This is a genomic window from Candidatus Lernaella stagnicola (assembly GCA_030765525.1).
Taxonomy (GTDB): Bacteria; Lernaellota; Lernaellaia; order Lernaellales; family Lernaellaceae; genus Lernaella; species Lernaella stagnicola.
The window spans coordinates 250,143-271,951 of the sequence record JAVCCK010000020.1; the positions used below are offsets into that span (position 1 = coordinate 250,143).

The 21,809-nt window shown below is 60.1% G+C and carries 19 protein-coding genes; 8 read left to right on the plus strand and 11 right to left on the minus strand.

The annotated features are described in order from the left end of the window. Positions 1-105: 105 nt before the first annotated feature. Both P9L99_09780 and P9L99_09785 read right to left on the minus strand, forming a co-directional pair. Positions 106-618, minus strand: coding sequence for a hypothetical protein (locus P9L99_09780; GenBank protein MDP8223637.1), 513 nt, complete (start codon positions 616-618; stop codon positions 106-108). Then, entirely contained in the window at positions 615-1,316 is a 702-nt protein-coding gene (locus tag P9L99_09785) for a VTT domain-containing protein (GenBank protein MDP8223638.1), read from the minus strand. The genes P9L99_09780 and P9L99_09785 overlap by 4 nt, the downstream gene beginning before the upstream one ends. A 72-nt stretch (positions 1,317-1,388) precedes the next feature. Here P9L99_09785 and P9L99_09790 point away from each other — a divergent pair, with 72 nt between their 5' ends. Together P9L99_09790 and P9L99_09795 are read left to right on the plus strand one after the other, a co-directional pair. Further along, a complete protein-coding gene (locus P9L99_09790) occupies positions 1,389-2,612 on the plus strand; it encodes a glycosyltransferase (GenBank protein ID MDP8223639.1) in 1,224 nt (407 codons plus the stop codon). Continuing rightward, complete coding sequence (locus P9L99_09795) at positions 2,609-4,213, plus strand: glycosyltransferase family 39 protein (GenBank protein MDP8223640.1); 1,605 nt, start codon at positions 2,609-2,611, stop codon at positions 4,211-4,213. The genes P9L99_09790 and P9L99_09795 overlap by 4 nt, the downstream gene beginning before the upstream one ends. On the opposite strand, the gene icd is transcribed toward P9L99_09795, so the two are convergent. The 3 genes from icd to P9L99_09810 form a co-directional block, all read right to left on the minus strand. Next, on the minus strand, positions 4,214-5,428 hold the full coding sequence (gene icd, locus P9L99_09800) for an NADP-dependent isocitrate dehydrogenase (GenBank protein ID MDP8223641.1): 1,215 nt from the start codon (positions 5,426-5,428) through the stop codon (positions 4,214-4,216). It abuts the gene before it with no gap. A 105-nt stretch (positions 5,429-5,533) separates the two neighbouring features. Next, entirely contained in the window at positions 5,534-6,922 is a 1,389-nt protein-coding gene (locus P9L99_09805) for a sigma-54 dependent transcriptional regulator (protein MDP8223642.1), read from the minus strand. Between the two features lie 2 nt (positions 6,923-6,924). After that, positions 6,925-8,784, minus strand: a complete 1,860-nt coding sequence (locus P9L99_09810) for an ATP-binding protein (GenBank protein ID MDP8223643.1) — start codon at positions 8,782-8,784, stop codon at positions 6,925-6,927. Between the two features lie 81 nt (positions 8,785-8,865). Here P9L99_09810 and bioD point away from each other — a divergent pair, with 81 nt between their 5' ends. From bioD to P9L99_09825, 3 genes are all read left to right on the plus strand, one after another. Next, on the plus strand, positions 8,866-9,588 hold the full coding sequence (bioD, locus tag P9L99_09815) for a dethiobiotin synthase (GenBank protein ID MDP8223644.1): 723 nt from the start codon (positions 8,866-8,868) through the stop codon (positions 9,586-9,588). Further along, positions 9,578-10,810, plus strand: coding sequence for a glycosyltransferase family 39 protein (locus P9L99_09820; GenBank protein ID MDP8223645.1), 1,233 nt, complete (start codon positions 9,578-9,580; stop codon positions 10,808-10,810). The genes bioD and P9L99_09820 overlap by 11 nt, the downstream gene beginning before the upstream one ends. A 224-nt stretch (positions 10,811-11,034) precedes the next feature. After that, entirely contained in the window at positions 11,035-11,964 is a 930-nt protein-coding gene (locus P9L99_09825; protein MDP8223646.1) for an AgmX/PglI C-terminal domain-containing protein, read from the plus strand. A gap of 2 nt (positions 11,965-11,966) precedes the next feature. On the opposite strand, the gene P9L99_09830 is transcribed toward P9L99_09825, so the two are convergent. Both P9L99_09830 and P9L99_09835 read right to left on the minus strand, forming a co-directional pair. Continuing rightward, positions 11,967-12,305, minus strand: a complete 339-nt coding sequence (locus P9L99_09830) for a hypothetical protein (protein MDP8223647.1) — start codon at positions 12,303-12,305, stop codon at positions 11,967-11,969. 121 nt (positions 12,306-12,426) lie between these two features. Continuing rightward, complete coding sequence (locus P9L99_09835) at positions 12,427-13,350, minus strand: PIG-L family deacetylase (GenBank protein ID MDP8223648.1); 924 nt, start codon at positions 13,348-13,350, stop codon at positions 12,427-12,429. 204 nt (positions 13,351-13,554) lie between these two features. Between P9L99_09835 and P9L99_09840 the strand changes: the two genes are divergently transcribed. The 3 genes from P9L99_09840 to P9L99_09850 all read left to right on the plus strand — a co-directional run bounded on the left by P9L99_09840 (position 13,555) and on the right by P9L99_09850 (position 16,348). Beyond that, positions 13,555-14,508, plus strand: a complete 954-nt coding sequence (locus P9L99_09840; GenBank protein ID MDP8223649.1) for a DUF561 domain-containing protein — start codon at positions 13,555-13,557, stop codon at positions 14,506-14,508. An 84-nt stretch (positions 14,509-14,592) separates the two neighbouring features. Next, positions 14,593-15,756, plus strand: a complete 1,164-nt coding sequence (locus P9L99_09845) for an acyl-CoA dehydrogenase family protein (protein MDP8223650.1) — start codon at positions 14,593-14,595, stop codon at positions 15,754-15,756. 121 nt (positions 15,757-15,877) lie between these two features. Further along, positions 15,878-16,348: a hypothetical protein gene (locus P9L99_09850; GenBank protein MDP8223651.1), complete on the plus strand. Its 471-nt coding sequence runs from the start codon at positions 15,878-15,880 to the stop codon at positions 16,346-16,348. A gap of 50 nt (positions 16,349-16,398) precedes the next feature. Here P9L99_09850 and P9L99_09855 read toward each other — a convergent pair whose 3' ends face one another. The 4 genes from P9L99_09855 to P9L99_09870 are packed head-to-tail and all read right to left on the minus strand — an operon-like array spanning position 16,399 to position 21,761. Then, the gene (locus P9L99_09855) at positions 16,399-17,781 is read right to left on the minus strand and encodes a hypothetical protein (protein MDP8223652.1); all 1,383 of its coding nucleotides are present in this window, start codon (positions 17,779-17,781) and stop codon (positions 16,399-16,401) included. A 58-nt stretch (positions 17,782-17,839) separates the two neighbouring features. Beyond that, positions 17,840-18,619 (minus strand): outer membrane lipoprotein-sorting protein, encoded by a 780-nt coding sequence (locus tag P9L99_09860; protein ID MDP8223653.1) that lies wholly within the window; start codon positions 18,617-18,619, stop codon positions 17,840-17,842. A 20-nt stretch (positions 18,620-18,639) separates the two neighbouring features. Then, entirely contained in the window at positions 18,640-21,300 is a 2,661-nt protein-coding gene (locus tag P9L99_09865; protein ID MDP8223654.1) for an MMPL family transporter, read from the minus strand. Then, positions 21,300-21,761, minus strand: coding sequence for a MarR family winged helix-turn-helix transcriptional regulator (locus P9L99_09870; protein MDP8223655.1), 462 nt, complete (start codon positions 21,759-21,761; stop codon positions 21,300-21,302). Before P9L99_09870 ends, P9L99_09865 begins: the two co-directional genes overlap by 1 nt. Positions 21,762-21,809: the final 48 nt, after the last annotated feature.

Genomic DNA, 21,809 nt, shown 5'->3' on the forward strand with positions numbered 1-21,809 from the left:
ACGTATTAATGGACGAAGCGGATGCGTGCGATTCTGAACGTATATGCGCGTGACATAAAGACGATGGGAAACCACTTCGACCGGCGCAAGGTGGTGGCGGGATTGCTAGTCCTCGTCGGAAAGGCGGTCGAGCCAAACGGTTAGCCGTTGGAAAAACGGATCGGCTACCGCCATGCTCAAGACTTCGCGCGCTTGATCCGCCTGACCACTGGCCAGCAAGGCTAACACAAGTTCCTTGATGTCTTCGTTACTAAACTCGCCGGAGTCGACCACGATGCGGCGCGTGGCGATGCTCGTCGTCAAATCGCGGCGGCACAACGCGGCCAGGCGCTGGGAGACGCCGGCCTGAAATGCCAGTTGTTTGCTCTGCAGGTGCATTTTCATCGCGGCCAGGTAATGATCGGCGGCCTTGGCGAAGGCCGGGCAATCACCGTTTAGGCCCGCGCGGAACAGGACGTCACCCGCCGCCAAAACCTGAGCTTCCCGCGTTTTCTTTTTTTGTTGCATAAATATGCTGACCACGGCCAATAGCGCGATCACAACGAGAGCGATCATGCCGTAGCGAATCGCCTTGCGGCGGTCACGTTCGGGCGAGTAGCTCGCTTTGGGAGCGCTCATGCTTCACTCTCCGTGGCTTGTTTTCGGCGCCGGCGGTGGAGAACGATCCAGGAGAGGATCATCAGCGAGCCGAAGACGATCGATGCGAAAAAGACCTCGCGAATCGAGACTCCTTGCCGAATCAGGATGTCGCTGAATAGCACAAAGATGATCTGAAAAATCGCCGTGCGTACCAGTGTGCCCAGTACGGTGCCCGAAAGATACGGGCCGAAACGTACGTCCAACAATCCCGCGCCGAAATTGAAAAATCGATACGGAGTAATGGGGATGATTCGAAGAAACGTGATCGATTTCCACGTCGCGCCGCGCAAGGTATCGTTGAAATCCGTCACACGCGCGCCGCCCAAAAATTTGACCAATTCGAAACCGCCGAAGCGAGCCAATCCGAACCCCACCACGCCCGCCAGCACTTCGCCCCACCACACCGCCACGATGCTGAAGTAGCCGAAGGTCACCGCGGCGGCCAACTTGAAAACTTCGCGGCCCGGGATCGGCACGGTGCTGATCAGCATGTAAAGTACGATGAAAAGCAGCGTGGACAGGAACAGACCGAGCTTGTCGGTCTCGACGCGTATCATGTCGCGTAAATCGGCGAAGGGGAGGTTGTGTCGCCAGACAAGCACCGCCAAAATGGCCAGGAAGACCACAACCAGCAGGGCCTTGGCGACGATCCATGCGACGTGACGTGGAGTTTGCATCGGGGCATATGATAAGCACAGTCGCAGCGATTTGGTAGCCACGAAGCGGGAGGGACAGCAATTCGCATCCTAATCGCCAACAACCGGTATTTCGCCTCGGGCGGACCCGAGCGTTATCTCTTTTTCGTGGAACGCGCGTTGCGTGATGCGGGCCACGAGGTCTTACCCTTCGCGCTGGCGTACGAACGCAATCGAGAAACGCCCGCCGCTCGCTTCTTCCCACCGCCGCCGGTCGACGGCGATTTCGTCCTGCACGCCGATCGGTCGCTGAGCCTGCGCGAGAAAATCCGCCTCGCCATCCGTGTGGTGCGCGACCGCCGTGTTTACCGCGCCGCGCGCCGCGCCATCTTGGAGAATGACATCGAGGTCGTCTACGCGCTGCAAATCGCTCACTACCTTTATCCGGACGTGCTGCTGGCTGCGCGCGACTTGGGGGTGCCGGTCGTCATGCGGCTCTCGGACTACCAACTGGTCTGCCCCGCTTACAACTGCCTGCGCGACGGGCAGCCGTGCCTCGCGTGTCGGGAAGGGCGGGGCCCCGCGCTCGTGCATCGCTGCCTGAAGAATTCCTTTTCCGTTTCCGCCGCGCGCGTGTTGGCCATGACCTATGCCGACCTCGTCGGCGCTCACCGCGGCGTGCAACGCTACATCACGCCGAGCCGCTACTTGGCCGAAACCCTCGTAAGCTGCGGCTTCCCGGCCCACGAAATCGTTCACCTGCCTACACCGCTGCCGTTGCCGGAAGATCCCGGTCCGCCGCCCTTGGAAGGGCCGCTGCTTTTCGTCGGCGGGCTGTACGAAGCCAAAGGGGCGCACTTGGCCGTGGAGGCCGTCGCGGGCACTGGGCGCAAGCTGTTGATTGCCGGGGACGCCGACACGCCGTACGGGCGCGAATTGCAGGCGGACGTGGCGCGGCGGAAAATCTCGGAAGTCGAATTCGTCGGGTTCGCGCAAGGCGATGTTCTGAGCGATCTGTACCGCCGGGCGCTGGCGGTTCTCGTTCCATCGTTGTGGTGGGAGAACGTGCCGCACGTGGCGCTCGAGGCGCACGCGCATCGGCGACCGGTGATTGCGGCGGGGCACGGCAGTCTGCCCGAAGTTGTCGAGCCGGACGTGACGGGCTTGCTGTTTGCGCCGGGCGACGCCGATTCGCTGCGGCGGGAGATTGAAATTCTGGCGCGAAGTGGCATGGCCGATCGGATGGGTGTGGCCGGGCGGCGGCGGGTGGCCGAACGTCACGCCCCGGACGAGCACGTGTCGCGCCTGGAATTCATTCTGCGCGAGACTCTCGCATGAAGCTGCCGCGCGCCGCTTGGATCCTCGTCATTGTTCACCTTCTGTTGACGGGCTTTTTCGCCCTGGTTCAACCGCACCTGCACTTGCTGGACGACGCCTACTACACTTTGACCGTCGCCCGCCATATCGCCGACGGGCAGGGCATCACTTATGGCGGCGCGCCCACGAACGGATTTCAACCGCTCTATGGCTTCGTCATGGCGCCGGTGATGTGGCTGTTTGGCGGCCACCCGGAATGGTGCCTGCGGCTGGCGAAACTCTTTCTGGCCTTCTGCTCCGCTGCGCTTTTAGTCGTGTTGATGAAAGTCGCCCGGCGACTGCTGGACGACGGCGCGGCGTGGCTCGTCGGCCTGCTTTTCGTCGCCAACGCCAACCTGCTCGGCCACAGCTTGAGCGGCTTGGAAACCTCGCTGCACGCCTTACTTTTCTGGCTCTTCGTCTATCTCTATCTCCAATTTCGCGACGACGAGCGCACGAAGGTGTTGGTCGCCCTCGGCTTGCTGCTCGGTCTAACCGCCTACGCCCGCTTCGACACCGTGTTTTTGATGGCCGGGGTGGCGGTCGATATCGTTTGGCGAAAGCGGCGAGAACCACGCGCCGTGCTCGGACGTGGTTTTCTCATGTTCACACCGGCGGCGTTGTTGTTGGCGCCGTGGTTCGTCTGGAGCCGGTTTGCGTGCGGGTCGTTCTTCCAATCCAGCGGCGCGTTCCACCGATGGCGCGGCCTACTGCAGCAAGGCGTCCCGGAATCATGGCCGGGGATGATCAAATTCGCGGCGGTCAAGTGGATCAGTCTAGGCATCAAGCTGCCGTTGGAACCATTATTCGGCTACGAACGCGCAATGCGAGTGTTGGCGGCGCGCCTGTTATCCGGCGAGCGGCAGACCAGCGGTTTTCTCGTGCAATTGGGGCGCGACCGACCTTTGATTGCCGTGGCGCTGGTCGCACTTGCTCTCGCCATTGCGGCGTTGCTCTTTTGGTTCGGACGGCGACACGTCGGGCGCATCAAAAAGCTCGAGCCGTTGGCTTTCCTACTCGTACCGTTGGCGGGCGCGGCCGTTTTCTATCCGCTGTACATGCTCAATTATTCCATGCGGCATTTTTACGCCCTGAGTTTGGGCGTGGCGTTGATTTGGGCGGCCTTCTTCTCGGGTTTTCTGACCGCTGATCGCTTAGCGGGAAACGCGCGACGGGTGGCTGCGGGGGCGCTGTTGGTTTTCCTGCTTGCGCTGCCGGGACTGAAGGATTGGACGGCCGACCACACGCCCCGCGACGCGTGGCGGTTGATCGATACGATCGAGAAAAACGTGCCGACCGGGTCGCGTATCGGCTACACCGATTGCGGCGTGTTCGGCTTCTACCTTCTCGATTTCGAGGTCGTTAACTTGGACGGCATCCTCAACTTCGAAGCGCTGCACGCGATGCGCGACGGCGATATCGGCGCCTACTTGATCGAGCATGACGTACCCTACGTGCTTCATCTGCACAATTTTCAGGCTGACTACGCTACGCAGTGGCAAACTCAGGTCGCGCCGCGGGCCGTGCCCTTGCTGGATGTGGATTGGATTTACCGGTTGAAAATCGTGCCCGACGCGCCGTAATCAAATCATCCGCGTGATGGAATCTTCCACCATTTTGCCGAAACCGCTGCACGAAACCTCGGTCGGGTTTTTCAGTAGGCGAGCCAGGTCGTAGGTCACGATTTTGCGCAGGATCGTTTCCTCGACCGCGGCTTCAATCAGCCGCGCCGCCTCGTGCCATCCCATATAGCGCAGCATCAACGAGCCGGAAAGAATAACGCTGGTCGGGTTCACTTTGTCCTGGCCCGCATATTGCGGCGCGCTGCCGTGCGTGGCTTCGAAAACCGCCGCCTCGTCGCCGATGTTTGCCCCGGGCGCCATACCCAGGCCGCCTACTTGAGCCGCGGCCGCGTCGGAAAGGTAGTCGCCGTTGAGGTTGGTGGTCACGATGACGTCGTGCCACTGGGGGCGGCGGATCAGGTCTTGAAACATGGCATCGGCGATCTTGTCCTGCACGAGAATCTTGCCCGGCGGCGGTGAGCGGTCGGGGCCGACTTGGTCGCCGGTGACCATGCGGTTGCCGAGCATTTCGCGCGCCAGCTCGTAACCCCATTTTTGGAAGGCGCCCTCGGTGAATTTCATGATGTTGCCCTTATGCACGAGGGTGATTTTCTTCCGCTCGTTTTCCAGGGCGTATTCGATGGCGCGGCGAATCAGGCGCTTGCTGGCGAATTCACTGATCGGTTTGAGGCCGATGGCGCTGTCACGCCGGATGTCCGAGCCGAACTTTTTCGCTTGGGCGATGAAGGTTTCGGCTTCCGGCGATCCCGCCGCGTACTCGACGCCGGCGTAAACGTCCTCGGTGTTCTCTCGATAAATGACGACGTCGAGTTTCTCCGGACGCCGCAGGGCGCTGGGCACGCCGCTGTAATAACGAACCGGCCGCACGCAGGCATACAGGTCCAGCCGCTGGCGCAGCGCCACATTGGCCGAGCGAAAACCGTGGCCGACCGGAGTGGTCATGGGTCCTTTTAGAGCGACGATGTGGTCGCGTATCGCTTGCAGCGTCGTTTCGGGCAGTAGGTCGCCGTTGTCATGCAGCGATCTCTCTCCGGCGGGCTGCTCCTGCCACTTGATGCGCCGCTGTCCGGCGTAGCTTCGCAGTACGGCTTTGTCGACGACCTTCACCGCGGCGTCGACCACCTCGGGTCCGATGCCGTCGCCGCATAACAAGACGACGAACGGATTATCGGGGACCTGCAGTTCTCCATCTACGAACCTGATTTTATGGGGCATCGTTTCCTCCGCATGATCAAACGCCTGCCGCGTCGAGGCGTTTTCTCGGCATCACAATCCTGCGTCGTGCGGAATATAATCACCGGTCGCGCGAAAAGAAATTAGTTATTTTGCTGGTGCGTCGTCGGCGATGCCGTATTTTTCCATTTTGTAACGCAGTCGATTACGGTCGATGCCCAGCAGCGCCGCGGCGCGAGTTTTGACGTGGTCCGACTCGACCAACGCTCCGGCGATTAAGTCCCTTTCGAATTTCTCGACTTCGGAGTCGAAATCGACCGGTCCGTGAAGGCGCGGCGTGGCGCTTTCGGCCGAACCTGTAATGTCGTGGGGCAATTGATCCAGGGAGATGCGTTCGCGGCTGGTTAACACCACGGCGCGTTCGATGACGTTCTGCAATTCGCGGATGTTGCCCGGCCAGTGATAATGGGTCAGTAAAATCATGGCCTCGGGGTCGATCAGCTTCACCGGATTGCGGCCCGCCGCCTTGCGTAGAAAGTGCTCGACGAGCAGGGGGATGTCTTCGCGGCGCTCGCGCAGGGGTGGGATATAAATCGAAATGACGTTCAGCCTGTAGTACAAATCCTCACGGAAACGGCGCTCGGCGATCAGTCCCTTGAGGTCGTGGTTCGTGGCCGAAAGGATCCGCACGTCTACCGAAATCGTATGGTTGCCGCCGACGCGCTCGAATTCCTTTTCCTGCAAGAAGCGCAGCAGCTTCACTTGGATGTTGTGGTTGACGTCGCCGATTTCGTCGAGGAAGAGCGTGCCGCGATGCGCTTGTTCAAAACGGCCTATCTTGCGCCGCACCGCCCCGGTGAACGCGCCCTTCTCGTGCCCGAACAGTTCCGATTCCAACACGCCCTCAGCATAGGCCGCGCAGTGCGCGCGCACAAAAGGGTCGTCCTTACGCGGGCCGTTGAAGTGAATGGCGCGGGCCACGAGTTCCTTACCCGTGCCGCTGTCGCCCAGGATCAATACCGAGGCGTCCGAGGCCGCCACTTTACGGATCGTGTCGAACACTTTTTGCATCGCGCTGCTACGGCCGACGATCTCGTTGAAGTTGTAGCGGCGGGTTTCGTCTTCGAACAACGAATCCAAACTGGCTCGCATGCGCTGCATCTCGCGCTGCGCCTCGACGTGGGCCAGCGCTTTTTCGAGCTTCACCCTGATCTCGTCGATGGTGAAGGGTTTGGAGATGAAGTCGAATGCGCCTTTGCGCATGGCCTCGACAGCCTTCTCGATCGATCCGTAGGCAGTAATGACCATCACCGCGCCGTCGGGATTGGCGGACGTGGCGTGAGAGAGAATGTCCATGCCCGACGCGCCGGGGAGCCGCAGGTCGGTCACCACCACGTCGAAGGGTTTTTGGTCGACGGCCGACAGAGCTTCGGCGCCGTCGTACAATACCTGCACGTCCAAGCCGAGGCGCTGGCCGATTTGCGCGATGCTGTCGGCGGTTGTTTTGTGATCGTCGACAATCAGCATGTCTGACATCGTTACTCCTCTCCTGCGGGCAAGATCACCGTGAAGCAGGCGCCCCCGTCGGGGTGGTTGCGACAGGTGATGGATCCATGATGATTGATGATCGTCTTGTGTACGATCGATAGGCCCAGGCCGGTTCCTTCGTCTTTGGTCGTCACGAAGGGATTAAACAAGCGGTTCATCACGTCCTCCGCGATGCCCGGGCCGGTATCGCGAACACGGATGCGAAAACCATTCCCGGTCGTCGCCGGGCCGCTGATCTCAATAAACAGTTTGCCGCTTGTATCCATCGCTTCGCAAGCGTTCTTCACCAAGTTCACCAACACGCGACGCATGGCCGCCTGGTCGACGGTTGCCGCCGGTATGATCTCGTCGTACGTGCGCACGATTTCGATTTGCTTCGTTTCGATCTGCGGCGCGATCAACATCAGCGCGTCCTCGGCCAGGTCGGTCAGACTGCTGGGCGTGCGTTCGATGGCCTTGGGGCGCGCGAACAAGAGGAAGTCGTTCAGGATCGTATTAAGCCGCGAGACTTCGTCGTAGATGTTTTTGAAACGCTCGTCCGTGACGCCCTTTTCGCGCAGGTCCTCGTGCACCAGCCCGAGCATGAGTTGGATGCCGTTGAGCGGATTGCGAATTTCGTGCGCGATGCCCGCGGCCAACTCGCCTAGGGCGGCCAAGCGGTCGCGCATGGCCAACTCGCTCTGCAGTTCGGTGATTTCCGTACGGTCGACCAGCGTCAAACTGTGGCCGATCGGTTGGTTGCGGTGGTCGGTTAGCTGCGCGATGGTCGCTTCGACGACGCGTGTGTCGCCGGCGCGCACGATCGTTACTTCCACGTCACGCGCCAGCCGGCGTTGCCGCCAAAGTTTCAACAACTCGGGGTAGGGACCCAGACGTCGGGTCATGGTGATCGGGCCGTCGGGCGCGGGGCCGAGCAGTTCGGCGGCGGCAGGGTTTTCGCTGGTGAGCAGGTCGTCTTTGTCGGCGGTGAGTATCGCCGAGTACGCCGCGCGCAGGACATGTTCGTACAGTTGCCGGGCGTCGGCCAACGCCGCTTCATTCATGCGGCTAATCTGCTCGTCGCGGGCTTGAATGTCCTCCGCCATATCATTGAAGGTTTGACCCAGGAAATTGATCTCGTCGTTGCCCGTTACGTTGAAGCGCGCCGAGAAATCGCCAAGCCCCATATTCTCGGCCGCGTCCACGAGCTTGCGAACCGAGCGTACAATCGTACGCGCCAAAAGAAACGAAACGAGCACGACGATGAAAAACGCCCCGGCCGCGATTGCCCGAAGCTGCTGTTTCAAGCGCGTGAGGCTTTCGAGGTCCTGGGCGTCGTCGTCAATCGCCAGCAGGCCGACCATATTACCGTTGCGCAAAATCGGGACGTAGACGGCTTTCATCAGTCCGCCGGGCTCCAGTCGGAACGGGCGGCTGGTGATGGTGTGCCCCTCGCGCAAAGTTTGCAGCTCCGAAGCGTTGAGCAGCGGCGTCGGCACTTTCTTCAAGCGTTCGGTATCAATCGTTCCCGCCAGGTAGACAAAGCGATTCTCCTCCAGCCGAAACAGATAAGCGCGGCGCACATCGACCAACGACGTGAGTTCCGTAAAAAAGCCCGAGGCTTGGTCCAACACCTGCTGCGCGTTGCGGTCCTCGTCGCTGACGTCGAGGGTGTGCGAGATGATCGGGTCGTCGGCCGCGAGCGCCGCGACACGGAACAACTTGCCGTTGAGATTTGCTTGCAGCAGCTTGTCCATCGCGTTGAAAATCAGATAGCCGGATGCTCCGGCCTGAATCATCAGAACCAACGTGAAGGCCAACATGATGCGCCACAACAGGCGCTGACTGGGCTCGAATAAAATGCGACTCATAGCAACGGGATTCTACACTAAATGGCGGCCGGTTGGGAGCTTCGATACAGCGTGCTAGGCTGCGGGGTTAAGGAGTCAAAAATGGGCGCGCTTTTCATCACCGGAACCGATACCGGCGTCGGCAAGACGCACGTTGCCGCCGGCTTGGCTCGGCTGTGGCGTAGCGCCGGGCACACCGTGGGCGTGTACAAACCCGTCGAAAGCGGCTGCGATCAAGGTCGCGCCGTCGATGCCGAAGCGCTGCGGGAAGCCGCGGGCGGCGTGCAGTCGCTCGACGAGGTTTGCCCCTACCGGCTGGCCGCACCCTTGGCCCCGGCCGAAGCGGCGCGCCGGGAAGGGGTGACGATCGACTTCACGGATTTGGTCGGGCGGGTTCAGGAGATGCGCTCGCGCTTTTCCGTTGTCCTCGTCGAGGGGGCGGGCGGCATTTTCGTACCCCTGACCGACGAACACACGTATCTCGATTTCGCCCTCGCGGCCGACCTACCGGTGTTGGTCGTGGCCGGTAACAAGTTGGGGTGCATCAATCACACGCTGCTGACGGTCCACGCTCTTGTTTGCGGCGGCATCTCGCACGTGGGCGTCGTGCTCAACCGCCTTACCGACACCGAGTCCGCCGATACCCACAGCAACGCCCGGCTAATCGCCTCGCGCATCGCCGCACCCTTGCTCGGTGAGTGGCCTTTCGACCCGAGCGGTGCGAACCCGGCTTTGGATGGGAAACGCGCCGAAATCGCCGCGGCAGTCCGGCAATGGTCGCTCGCCTTGCCGGGGGAATCGAAAGACGGGGACGATGGCCGCTAAGCCGTGGATCAAGTGGACGACCATCTGCGCGGTGCTGGCCGCGCTGATCACAGTTGGCGCCGCCCTGCGCGTTACCATGGCGCGGGATTCGCGGATCGATCCCAACGCGGCCTACCTTCTGCTGGCTAACTCCATTCGCGACAACGGCCGGATGGTCTATGAAGGCGAGAAATTCGTGCCGGTCAGCCATTTGCGCAAACCGCCGGTGCTGCCCTATCTCATCGCCGCGTTTCCCGACTCCCGCTCCTTCCTTTTAGCGCAAGCGGTCTTTTCCGCGCTGCTGGCGTTGCCGATATTCTTCCTAGGCCGGCAGTGGCACGACGAACTTGCCGGGCTCGTGGCGGCGAGCGCTTGGACCTTCTGGACTCCCGCGATGGAATTGGCGGGCCATCTGCGGCCCGAGACAGTGATGTACGCGTTTTTTCTGGCCGGGCTACTCGCCTTGGGCATATCGCCGCAAGCCGCGAAAGCGCGACGTAGCGTGGCGGCGGGAATCGCGTTCGCCTTGGCCGAATTGACCCGCACCGTGTTTCTTCCTTTTGTGGTGATGACCATCCTCGCGCACCTCGTTTGGGCGCGCGTGCTGCCGCAGCGCCGTCAAGCGGTTGCCGGCGTCGTGTTGCTGGCGCTCGGTTTCGGGCTGCCGATCGCCGCCTATCAAGTGGCGAATTGGCGCCACGGTTTTGCATGGGTGTACGACCGCAAGGGCGAGGTGATGCTGCTGGGAGTGGAGCGCCGGCACGCCGAACCACCCTTCGACGCGGGGGAGCCGGTGACGCTGGAGGATGCGTTACCCGGGCCGCTTCCCGACGATTGGCCATCGCGTAACGAAGGGCAGCGCGAGCGATATTTCGTCGGTCTGGCGCTGCGCGAGGCCATGAGTCACCCCGGCAGCTTTCTCCTGCAATCGGAAGACCGGCTAGCATCGTTCTGGTTCGGCGCCTTCGGCTGCGAAGCGGATGCCTTGATACCTCTTTGTCCGTCCTGGTGGTTGACGGCGCTCGCGGTCGTGGGGCTCTTCGTGCTGCGAAAAAATCGCGGCCGGGCATTTTGGTGGTCGCTTTTTCTCGTGATCAATTTCTCGCTGATCGCCGTCTTCCTGAATCCCAAACCCATCTATCGCGAGATGGTCACGCCCTGGTTGTTGACTTTGGCGGCGGTCGGCGTGGTCGGCGCACTGCAGTGGATCTTGCGATATAAACTCCGCGATATTCCCGATTAACGACGCCACAAACGGAACCGGCGCGAATTCCCGTTGTCTACCTACGTATCCGTGGGCGGATGGCGGCCTTCCCTTTCCTGGGCGATGGCCGTTGCACTGGAAGTATGCCCTAACGGAGGTGGAATCACGACTCGTCGAAGCCGTAGCCTCCGTGCCACTAGCATGATCGGCCGCCATTCGCCCACCTCGTTTGAGGTACGCCCGCCGTACCGGGAGGAAGCCGCATGCCCACGCCCTCTCGCGAAGAACTCCGAGCTGAAATTCCTTTCATCAGCATATGGCCGAAATGGAACCGCATCGTCATCGCGGCGCTGTGTTGCTCGCTGTTGGCGCACGTCGCTTTTGTGAACCTGGTGCGACTGCTCCCGCCACCGCCGCCCGCGCCGCGCATCGCCACCGCGATGTTCGTGCCGCAGTTTCAGCTTCCGGAAGATTTTGAACTGCCCACGTCGTCCCCCAAGGCCGCGCTCACCGTAGCGCCCCGGGGCAGCCAACCCGGCCCCGGCAGCGCCGACGGCCATGGTCCGGCCGGGCCCGTGGCGTCCGTGGAATCCAAAGGGATGCTCAAAGCGATCGATCAGAATCAGCACTTGATTGCCCTAATCACGCGCGAAAGCGATACGCCGGGGTGGGCGAAAAGCGTCGACCGCCTTTCGGCGACCAAGCTGCGGCCGCGCGCCGGGGTACGCGTTGCGACGAACGGCGACCGGCTGCCGATCGGCGCGGGTCCCGCGCAGGCGGTGATCGTCAACTTGCCCGGTCTCGATGTGCCGAAAACCGGAACGGTGGATACGGGTAAACGCGACCGGCGTTTGGTGCACGCCACGGTGGGCTCCGAACGTCCGACGACCAGCGGCGGCGATGTCGACGAACGGCGTTTGGTGCGTCAAGCCTTGTACGCGCGACGCGGCGCGGTGAAGTACTGCTACGAAAAAGCGTTGAAAACCAAGCCGCACCTAGCCGGTAAGCTGAGCGTGCAAGTCGTGTTCGCTCCCGGCGGCGCGGTGCAGACGGTCGCGGTCGTGGCCGACACCCTCGGCGATGCCGGCGTGGCGGCTTGCGTATTGGCAAAGCTGCGCGGCGCCAAGGTCAACGGCACGGTCAGCGCGCGCGTGACGGCGACGGTGCCTTTCGTGTTTGCTGCGGTGGAATGATTTTAAATGGAAAAGACTTTGATGGTCGGGCCGTCCGGACCGCCCGCGTGAAACTCGATGCGTCCCACGGGCTTGGGTGGCACCTTCATCTGGCCCATTTCGTCGACCGTCTGCTCGAAAAGAAAACCGAGCGCGGTTTGTTCGGTGCCGACGGTAACCTGATAGTCATATACCAACATCGCCTTCACGGATTGCTCGAAGTCGAACTTCAGTAGAGCGAACTGCAACAACAGCTCCCGGGCGGCCTCCATGGTCAACGGCCTAGTGGGACGGGCGTGCAGCCGTGGATCGATTACGATGTCGCCGGTTTTGAAAAAGTCCGCGATCGCGTAGGTAGGCAAAAGATTTCTCCTTTCGGTTCGCGTATTTCCCGGTAGTCAATTCTGCGATGGTGGACGATTAAACGTTAATTGACTCGCCGTTTCACCGCCTGCTTCCATGGTGGTGACCCGTTACGCCACATCAACCCATCCCGTTTTCGACGACCTTTTCATGGGGATCGAAAACTTCCGTGAAGGGATCGGTGCGACGCAGGTAAAAAGTGATGAGGTAGCGCGACAGAACCCGCACGGCTCCCATGTCGTTTTCCTGCGTGCGGTGCGGCTTCGTGTATTCGGCCAGGATTTCTAGGCAGGTTTTGCCGTCGATGCATTCCTGCCGGCCGCGGAAAGTCTCGGTCGGCTCCATCGGATCACCCGCGCCGAACAGCCGGTAGGGCCAATAGCGGTTCAAACCGTAGTAGGAGTACTCCACACGATGTGCGGCGCCGGGAAGGCCTGAGTTGGGATCAGCCGCGACGCGGATCGCCGCCGTCGAAAAACGCGACGCCAACTGGTGTTCCGGATGCCCGGTGAAACCGTTGATCGGCGCGAAAGTAAGCAAAACGTCGGGTTTGAAATCCCGAATCGCCTTGGCGATGACGAAGGTCGGGTCGCCGTGTTCGCGCACCCAGCGCTCGGCGATCTCGTGCCGCTTGGGGAAGCTCTCGACCGGCAACGGCGCGTTCCAGTAGTACTCGTGCTGCAATTCCGCACCGTACAAACGAGCCACTTCCTTCATTTCGTTAGCGCGCACGGTACCCAAATCCGGCGAGCAACCGCCCGGCAGCAGGCACTCGCCGCCGTCCCCGCGCGTCAACACCAGGAAGTACAGCGGATTGCCCAAGCGCGGCCCTGCCTTGGCCAACATCGCTCCGACCATCGACTCGTCATCCGGGTGGGCGCCGACCCACATCACCCGCATGCCTTGCTCCAACAAGGTGTCGAGCGGAGTGACCGGCCCGGAAGTCTTCGCGTACGCAAGCGAAGGAAATCCGGCCGTGGCGCCTCCGGTCGCAAACAGGCCCAGCGCAGTGGCGGATGCTTTCATGAATTCTCTGCGTTTCATGGCGAACCTCCGAACGATATCGCGAGCTTTCAATGCTACTTCCCATCGGTCATTATTTGCTTCATTCGCTTGTCCGGTTTAACACGCAAGCGCCATATCGTAAAGGCGTTTTGAGGCACGGTTCAAGGCCCGCCGCCGCCGGACCGTTGACGGAAAGCGCCTTGTCTGCTTTGTTGAGGGCGTTTTTCAACCCGAGGAGCAAGCATGAATCGCGTATGTGAATTGTTCGGCATCAAGTATCCGATAATCGGCGCCGGGATGGTGTGGTGGTCCAACGCCGATTTGTGTGCCGCCGTGGCCGAGACGGGTTGCCTGGGCCTCTTGGCCGGGGGCAGCCACACACCTTCCGGGATGGAGGCTGCGATCCAGGAAGTGCGCCGCCGCACCGACGGCGTGTTCGGCATCAATATTCCGCTTCTATATCCGCACGCGGAAGAAATCGTGCGGCTCGGCCTGGACATGGGCGTGAAGATTTTCTTCACCAGCGCGGGTAGCCCGAAAAAGCTAACCGGCCTGATCAAGGAACGCGGCGGCGTCGTCGCGCACGTCGTCCCCTCGGCCCGGCTCGCCAAGAAATGCGAAGACGCGGGTGTTGACCTCATCGTGGCTGAGGGCGCCGAAGGCGGCGGTCACTTGTCGCCCGATCAGGTGGCGAGCCTCGTATTGTGGCCCGCCGTAACCAACGCGGTATCGATTCCCGTCATCGCCGCCGGGGGCATTGCCGATGCCCGGGCGATGGTCGCGGCTTTCGCGATGGGGTGCGAGGGCATTCAAGTCGGCACGCGTTTGATTGCCTCGGCCGAAGCGAGTGGTTCGGCGGATTATATCCAGCAGCTTTTGGATATCGACGAAACCGGCACGACCTTCACCTTGCGTTTCGGCGCCCCGGTGCGGGCGATCAAAAACGAACTCACTGCCGCCGTGCTCCAGATGGAAATCGAGGGCAAAAGCGTGCAGGAAATCGAATCTTTCATCGGCGTGGGACGCAGCCACAACGCCACGTTGAACGGCGATGTCGCGTGGGGGTCGATGCAGTGCGGCCAAGTCGCCGGGCTGATCCACGACCGCCCGCCGGTGGCCGAGATCGTGCGACGCTTCGTCGAGGGATATCGCGAAGTGGTCGCCGATTTGGAAAAGCGCGACGTGCGCGGCGATTAAACCCGCCTTGCCCCGCTGCCGCTTTGCCTTTTAGAATAGCGAGCCGAATTCGACGTGCAGCCGATACATCCAAAGGAGACAGTTATGCTGGATTTTGCGTTATCCGAAGAGCAGGGTATTTTGCGCGACCAGGTTCGAAATTTCGCCGAGAAGGAAATCGCACCCCTCGCCGGTGAGATGGATGAGAAGGAAGAGTTCTCTGTCGATCTCGCGCGGCGGATGGGCGAAATGGGCTTGTTCGGCATGTTCGTCTCCGAGGAATACGGCGGCTCCAACATGGGCTACGTGTCCTACATCATCGCCGTCGAGGAAATCGCGCGCGTGGACGGCAGCACCGCCGCGACCATCGCTGCGGGCAACTCGCTGGGTATCGGCCCGATTTACTACTTCGGCAACGACGAGCAGAAGAAAACCTGGCTACCGAAACTGTGCACCGGTGAGATCCTCGCCAGCTTCGGTCTCACCGAAGCCAACGCCGGTTCCGACGCGTCGGCCTCCAAAACCAACGCGGTGCTCGACGGGGACGAGTGGGTTATCAACGGCAGTAAGATTTTCATCACTAACTCCTCCTCGGAGATAAGCGGCGTGTGTGTCGTACAGGTGGTTACCGGCAGGCGCGACGACGGCCGCCCGGAACTGAGCTGCATCCTTGTGCCCAACGGTACGCCCGGCTTCGTCGCCAAAACCATGCACAACAAGCTCATGTGGCGTTCCTCCAATACCGGCGAACTCTACTTCGAAGATTGCCGTGTCCCGAAAGAGAACCTCCTGGGCAAACGCGGCGACGGCTTCAAGCAGATGATGATGACCCTCGACGGCGGCCGTCTCTCCATCGGGGCGATGGGCCTTGGCGGGGCGCAGGGCGCGTTTGAACTGGGTTTGCGTTACGGGCAGGAGCGCAAGCAGTTCGGCAAGCGCGTCGGCGATTTTCAAGTCAACAGCTTTAAGCTGGCCGAGGCCGCCACGCGCATCGAAGCGGCGCGGTTGCTGCTGTACAAAGCGTGCTGGCAGCGCGAAAACGGCCAGTCCTTCGGGCAACTCGCCGCGATGGCCAAGCTGTATTGTTCGGAAATCTTCCGCGACATCGCCTACGACATGGTGCAGATCCACGGCGGTTACGGTTTGATGAAGGAATATGCGATCGAGCGTTTCTTCCGCGACCAGCGCTTGCTGGAAATCGGCGAGGGCACCAGCGAAATCCAAAAGTTGGTGATCGCCCGTCGCCTTGGTCTGGAGCCGATTTTCTAGAGGCGGTCTCACCCAACGAAAACACGCCGCCTTTTTGCAAAGGGGTTTCGATCTTGCATTGGGTGTGGTGCCGGTCTACGGTGCCATCACAAGATATCCACATAGGTAAGAGGAGGATCGTATGAAAAAGTTTGTGCTGATTGTGTTGGTTGTAGCCGTGATTGCTCTGTTTACGACGGGTTGTTTCAAACACACCTTTGATGTCGGCAAGGGAGCAACTTCGGGACAAACGGTGTACAGCAAATGGCACTCGCACTGGTTATTCGGCATCATCGGCGACGACACAGTGGACGTAAAGAAGCTCTGCCCCTCAGGCAACGCAACGATTCACAACGAGATCTCGTTTGTTAACGGCTTGATCGGCGCGTTCGTCGGCATCGTCTACTATCCGACGACCGTTACCATCAAATGCCGCAGCGGGAAGAAGGCCGAAGTCGAACTGAACGCCGAAGAAGCGGCGGCGCTGATTACCGATCCGAATTTCATTTACATCGTGGACGAGGTGGCGCCGGGGATGCGTGATCAGGCGGAACTGGCGATTACCAACGCTGAGAATTTCATGACGGCGCAGTCGCTGTACGCGATGAAATAGCCGGAACGAAAAGATAACCAAATCGGGCGGCTTTCGGGCCGCCCGATTTTTTAGAAGCCGTATTCCAGGTTCAAATAAGCGAAGTCGTTGTAGTTGTAATCGCCGAAGCGCGTTTCGGGCTCGCCGCCGAACAGGCGGACACCCGCCTCGGTTTTTAGAGCAACCGTCCATCGATACCCAACGTAAGGCCGCATGTACCAGTCATTGTGGTAGACGTTGTAGGCCGAATCGAACCCGGCTTCGAGATCCTCATCCAACCAAAGAGTCTGCAACTTCGCCGTGACGTTGCCCTCGTACTCGTTGTAGATGTTGGCTTTCTCGTATTCGAGGATCTGGCTGTGGGCGTATTGCAGGTTCACGTAAAGCCACGTCCCGTCGCGCCAATCGACGCCGCCGACGACCGAATAGGCCGGCGATTCCACATACCAATCATAGTCCCGCAACTGCATGAGCGCCTGATAGGCGGCGATGACGTCGTCCACCAGCAAGAAAGACGGGTCGATCCCCGCGTTGTACTGCCGCGGCGTGTAATACGCGCCCTCGGTGCGGAAGCTGAAGCTCCCTGCGGTGAAGGCGAGACTGCCGCCGTACGCCTGGTAGCGTTGATACGACTCGCGCAAGGTGAGCGGCTTGGCGCCGGTCACCAAGCCTTCGGCGTCGATATCGATCTTGACCTTGTAGAAGGGCAGGTCGTCGAAGCCGTCGAACCAAACGAGCGAAAAATCGACCGGACCGACCATGCCGCGAAAACGAGCGGCGCGGTCGGCATTCTGGATCGACATGTCCGGCACATGCTGCGCCTGAAAATCGACGAAACCCGGGAACGCGTCGACGAGGCCGTAAAACAAGCCCAGTTCCCACGGCAGCCAATCGCTATCGGCGTCCGGCAGAATATTGGGCTCGAAAAGCGGCATGAGTACGCCCTGCAGCGAAAAATCGCCGTAGGACAACGTCAGATTGGAGGAGAAAACGCCGAGCTTACGTTCGCGCTTGCCCATACTCATGACCCAACGCAAGTCTTCCGGATTGAGCAGATCCGTCGGGTTGAATTCATCCGCCATGCCCCAGGCGTAAATGATCTTGCCGATTTCGAATGACGCATATTCGGAGTAGAAACCGCCGTATGCTTCGCGCAGCCGCCATTCCATGTCTTGGGTTTCGTCAAACACGCCGGTGGGGTCGTAGCGCAGGTCCAAGTCGACGAACAACCGACCGCGGCGCTCCTCATCCCGGGCGCGCAGCATGAAATTGGCGGTCGTCATCACAGTGGTGAAGTCCCAGTCCATCTCGTCGGGCATGTCGTTTTGTTTCAGGCGCAGGCGCGACTCGTTGGACAGCGATCCCGAAAGCGATATGTCGCCCGCCCACGCCGTGGCGGCGGCGAAGAGGCAAAGGCATGTTATCAGAAAGGATAGGGTTACCCAGCGCTGCATTGGCTCTCCTTCGCGGGCTGCGGCAGGCGCCGTCGGGCGCCCGCCCGCCGCGATGCGATCAATACGTTTCGAGGAATTTCTTGGTGAAAAAGCGGTCCTGAACTTCGCCGTTGTACTCGCGCTGTTCGATGTTGATTTCGGTTTTCGCGCGACCGCCGCCTTGGCTGGTCACGACGATGTACAACTGCGTCCAGATTCCGTCGATCTGCTCGATCTTCTTCGATTCGATCGTTTTGATCAGTTTGCCGCCCTTGCCGAAAAGCTCCAGCTTGTAAGGCGCGAAATTATCGACGTCGATCAGTGACCGCGTCTTCGTATAGGCCGAGTTAACGTCCGGTTTCGGGGAGCTTTCCACCAGATAGCACTGCTTGCCGTTGTATACGGTTTCGGAAATCAACGTGTGGTTGAAGTCTTCCGCCGACTGCGTGCCCATGTCCTCGAAGAAAAGATCCGAACCCATGAACTGGTCGCTCTTGTCGGCCTGCGCCAATTGGCGTGCCTTCTTCTGCGAGGGCAAATAGAGCCACTGCAGGTCGTCGGCGCCCTTTTTCTCCCAAGTCATCAGGCCGGTGCCGTTGTTGTCGGCCGGTTCGGTGAAACGGATCAGCTTCTTGGAACCATCGGCGTATTGCTTGTCCCACGTGGTGAACTTGTAGACGCGCTTGCGGCCCTTTTTCGTGGTCACCGTCATCTTGTATTGCGTCACCTTGGTCGGCGTCTTGTCGAGTTCGAGTGAACGCTTGGCAATTTCAAAAGGCGTCAGATCGGCCGCGAAAGCCCAGCCAACCATCCACGCCAGCGCGAAGGCCACAGCCGTTAGGTACCAACGAAATTTCATTGTAAGACTCCTTTCAGTCGTCATTTTTCAGTTTCGGTTTTCGCCACTTTACGAATAAAGCCCGGGCGCAGCCAAATCAACAGTACGGGCAGGATCGTCAGCGAAATCAAACTCGCCGAGATCATCGTTAAACCCGTCAGCAATCCCATGCGCATCATCGGATTGAAGTTGCTGAACGTCAGTACGAAAAAGCCAAGCGCGACCGCTACGGCGTTATACACAATCGCCTTGCCGCTCGTCAGGTGGGTCACCACGACCGAGTCGAGGCGGCCGTTGCCTTCCTCGCGCGCTTGACGATATCGATTGATGTAGTGAATCGCATAGTCGATGCCGATACCGACCGCCGCCGCGGCAATCAACGCCGTACCCACGTCCAGCGGAATGTTCGTCAGACCCATCATGCCGAAGTTGCCCAGCACCGCCAACGCCGCGGGTACCACGGCCAATAGTCCGCCGACGAAACTGCGAAAGATGATTGCCGCCAGGAAGAAGACCACCAACAGCGACAACGCCACCGATCGCATCTGGCCCACGACGATTAAGCCGTCGACGATTTCACGAATCGAAGCTTCACCCGAAAAGCTATACCTTGAATCCAGCACCCGCGGCGAAGGCTCGACCAGCCCGGCCGTTTCCAGTAGCCGCTGTCCCAACGACACGCGCGGCGCCGGGCGACCGGCCATCTCGGGCCAATTCTGATTGATCCACGACGCGATTTCGCGTTTGACCGCGCGCATTATGTGGGTGCGGCCGTCGGTGACGCGGAAAGAAAGCCGCACGCGGCGGTAGTCGAAATCGATCACCGATTCAAGAGCGTCGCTCTTTTGCGAGAACAGGAACAGGGTGTCGGAAACGCCTTGGCGTGTTTCGGGGATGCGGTAGGCATCGGGCGCGTCGTAGGAAAGCGTCTGCCACATCTTCTTGACGAAGTCGTTTACCGACATCGTCTTGCCGACATGGCCGGGAAACGCTTCGCGCACATGTTGTTCCAGTTCGTCGAGCTTCCGCAGTTGCTCCGGGTTTTTCCAAAAGTTCGGCTCGCCGCCATCAAGCATGGCATAGAAAGTATTTGTGCCCCCCAAAGCTTCTTGCAGGTATTTATCGGTTTGAACGATTTCGCTGTCGGCCTTGAAATACTCGATCATGTTGCTCGTGACTGACACGCGCATCGCCAGCCCCAGCACGATCACGCCGGTCACCAAAGAGATCACTGCGACCGTGCGCCGTCGCCGGCTGACGAAATAGCCCAAGCCGCCCAGCACCGCTCCCAGCGGTCCTTTGGACGGGTCGTGAGCCTTTCCGGCGGCGGACGCCGGGGCGGCATTCTTACCGAAGGCCGCCAGCCAGGCGGGCACGAAAGTAATGCTGATCAGCAAGCACGCCAAGGCGCCGAAACTGGCCAGAAAACCGAAGTCCTTGATGGGAATGACGGTGCTGGTTGTCAGCGAGAGAAAACCGCCGACCGTCGTCAGGCCGGCCATGACCACAGCCAGGCCCACTTTGGCCATCGTGTCCACGATCGCTTCGCGCTTGTCCACGCCGGCGCGGCGCCCCTCAAGGAAATGGTGGATAATGTGAATGGTATAGGCGCTGCCGACCGCCGTGATAAGCGTTGGTATGGCGCTGGTTACCAGCGACAGTGACATGCCGATCAACGGCGTAAGCCCCACCGTCCAGATCGTGCCGAAAATCACGGTCATAAAAGGCATGGCCACGCCGATGGGTTTGCGGAAACTGACCACGAGCACGAGCAGTATCACCGCCAAAACGAAAGGAATCAGGCGGCGTAGGTCGCTTTGGAGGTAGCGACCGAGCCAAACCGAAATCATCGGGATGCCGCCGGAGCGGAAGATGAGGCCGTCGCCGGGCTTGTCCATTTCGGCCAGCTTGTCGTCGATACGGCGCTGGAACTCGTTGGTGAAATCGATCGTTACGCCTTCGGGGATAAAGGCGTAGACGGCCGCCGTTTTCATCTTGCCGGTTTTGGGGTCCGGTCCCGATACGACGTTGTTTTCGTACAGCGACCAGGTTTTGACCCGACGCCGCACTTCGTCGGCTTCTTCCTGCGTTTGCGGCGGCGACTCCCACAGGTTCTCGACCATCAACCGGTGTTCAGGTTCACCGCCCGGCTCCAGCGGCGGCAGCGTCTCATCGTAGATGACGTCCATGGTCGCCAGGCTTTGCACATCGCCCAGGAATGCTTTTTTGGGCGCCTTGCAGACCCACATCTTGACCATGCCGTCCACGTCCTCGGGGGGCAGGGCCTCTTCCACGCGCTTGATCTGTTCGGGAGTGCAGGGATTGCCGTCACGCTCGGCAATGATCGTTTCCGCCTCTTCAGGCGTTACCCACAGGGTGTATTCGAAGTTGCCTTCGATCTCGATTTCCTGCAGCCAGTCGGTTAGCTGTTGCACTTTCTGCAGAATGTCGGGGGCAAACACATCGTCGTAGGGTCCGCCATCTTCGACCGTGATGCCGATGATCGCCACGAACTCCGCACCGAATATTTCCATGGAACGAAAATACTGTTGGCGGGCATCCTGGGTTTCAGGCAGAAACTCTTTTACTTCGTTGTCGATTTTCACATGAGGGAGTTGCAGCGCAAAAAATACGGTAATTCCGGCGATGACGGCAATCGTCAACCACGGCCACTTAATAACAATTCGTGTGAGGGTTCGCATTAGGTTCCGTCTTTCCTTTCCAATAAAGCCGTCAACGGCGCGGCAATTTTTTCCAGCAGAGGCACCAACGTATCGCGCTCTTTCGGAGCCAGGCGCTCCAGCAGCGTCTTACTAAAATCGAGTAAAAATCCTTTGTGCTTTTCGAGCTGCTCGAAACCGACCTTCGTCAGACCCACCATCACAATGCGCCGATCTCGCTCCGCCCGCTCGCGCAGCAGGTATCCCCGCTGAACCAGACGGTCGACAATACCGGTCATCGTGTTGGGCAGCATACCGGAAGTGACGGCCAGTTCGCTCATCGAAATCGGTCCTAGGCGGCCGACGACTTCCACTGTTGCCGCCTCCTGGATCGGCAGCACGACATTCTGCCGATCTCTTCCCCAATTGATAAAACCCTCGTCGACCAGCAATTGCAGGCAAGCACGAGTTCGTTCCGACAAAGATTCATTTGCGGGAGTCATTTATTTCACCCTTCGAATAATTCGAGTCTCGAATAAATGAAAACTAGC

Coding starts and splice junctions, on each gene's coding strand:
- P9L99_09805 (MDP8223642.1), bottom strand. CDS start 6,922: ATGTCAGACATGCTGATTGTCGACGATCACAAAACAACCGCCGACAGC.
- P9L99_09810 (MDP8223643.1), bottom strand. CDS start 8,784: ATGAGTCGCATTTTATTCGAGCCCAGTCAGCGCCTGTTGTGGCGCATC.
- P9L99_09855 (MDP8223652.1), bottom strand. CDS start 17,781: ATGCAGCGCTGGGTAACCCTATCCTTTCTGATAACATGCCTTTGCCTC.
- P9L99_09870 (MDP8223655.1), bottom strand. CDS start 21,761: ATGACTCCCGCAAATGAATCTTTGTCGGAACGAACTCGTGCTTGCCTG.
- P9L99_09780 (MDP8223637.1), bottom strand. CDS start 618: ATGAGCGCTCCCAAAGCGAGCTACTCGCCCGAACGTGACCGCCGCAAG.
- P9L99_09825 (MDP8223646.1), top strand. CDS start 11,035: ATGCCCACGCCCTCTCGCGAAGAACTCCGAGCTGAAATTCCTTTCATC.
- P9L99_09845 (MDP8223650.1), top strand. CDS start 14,593: ATGCTGGATTTTGCGTTATCCGAAGAGCAGGGTATTTTGCGCGACCAG.
- P9L99_09795 (MDP8223640.1), top strand. CDS start 2,609: ATGAAGCTGCCGCGCGCCGCTTGGATCCTCGTCATTGTTCACCTTCTG.
- P9L99_09865 (MDP8223654.1), bottom strand. CDS start 21,300: ATGCGAACCCTCACACGAATTGTTATTAAGTGGCCGTGGTTGACGATT.
- icd (MDP8223641.1), bottom strand. CDS start 5,428: ATGCCCCATAAAATCAGGTTCGTAGATGGAGAACTGCAGGTCCCCGAT.
- bioD (MDP8223644.1), top strand. CDS start 8,866: ATGGGCGCGCTTTTCATCACCGGAACCGATACCGGCGTCGGCAAGACG.
- P9L99_09785 (MDP8223638.1), bottom strand. CDS start 1,316: ATGCAAACTCCACGTCACGTCGCATGGATCGTCGCCAAGGCCCTGCTG.
- P9L99_09850 (MDP8223651.1), top strand. CDS start 15,878: ATGAAAAAGTTTGTGCTGATTGTGTTGGTTGTAGCCGTGATTGCTCTG.
- P9L99_09840 (MDP8223649.1), top strand. CDS start 13,555: ATGAATCGCGTATGTGAATTGTTCGGCATCAAGTATCCGATAATCGGC.
- P9L99_09860 (MDP8223653.1), bottom strand. CDS start 18,619: ATGAAATTTCGTTGGTACCTAACGGCTGTGGCCTTCGCGCTGGCGTGG.
- P9L99_09820 (MDP8223645.1), top strand. CDS start 9,578: ATGGCCGCTAAGCCGTGGATCAAGTGGACGACCATCTGCGCGGTGCTG.
- P9L99_09835 (MDP8223648.1), bottom strand. CDS start 13,350: ATGAAACGCAGAGAATTCATGAAAGCATCCGCCACTGCGCTGGGCCTG.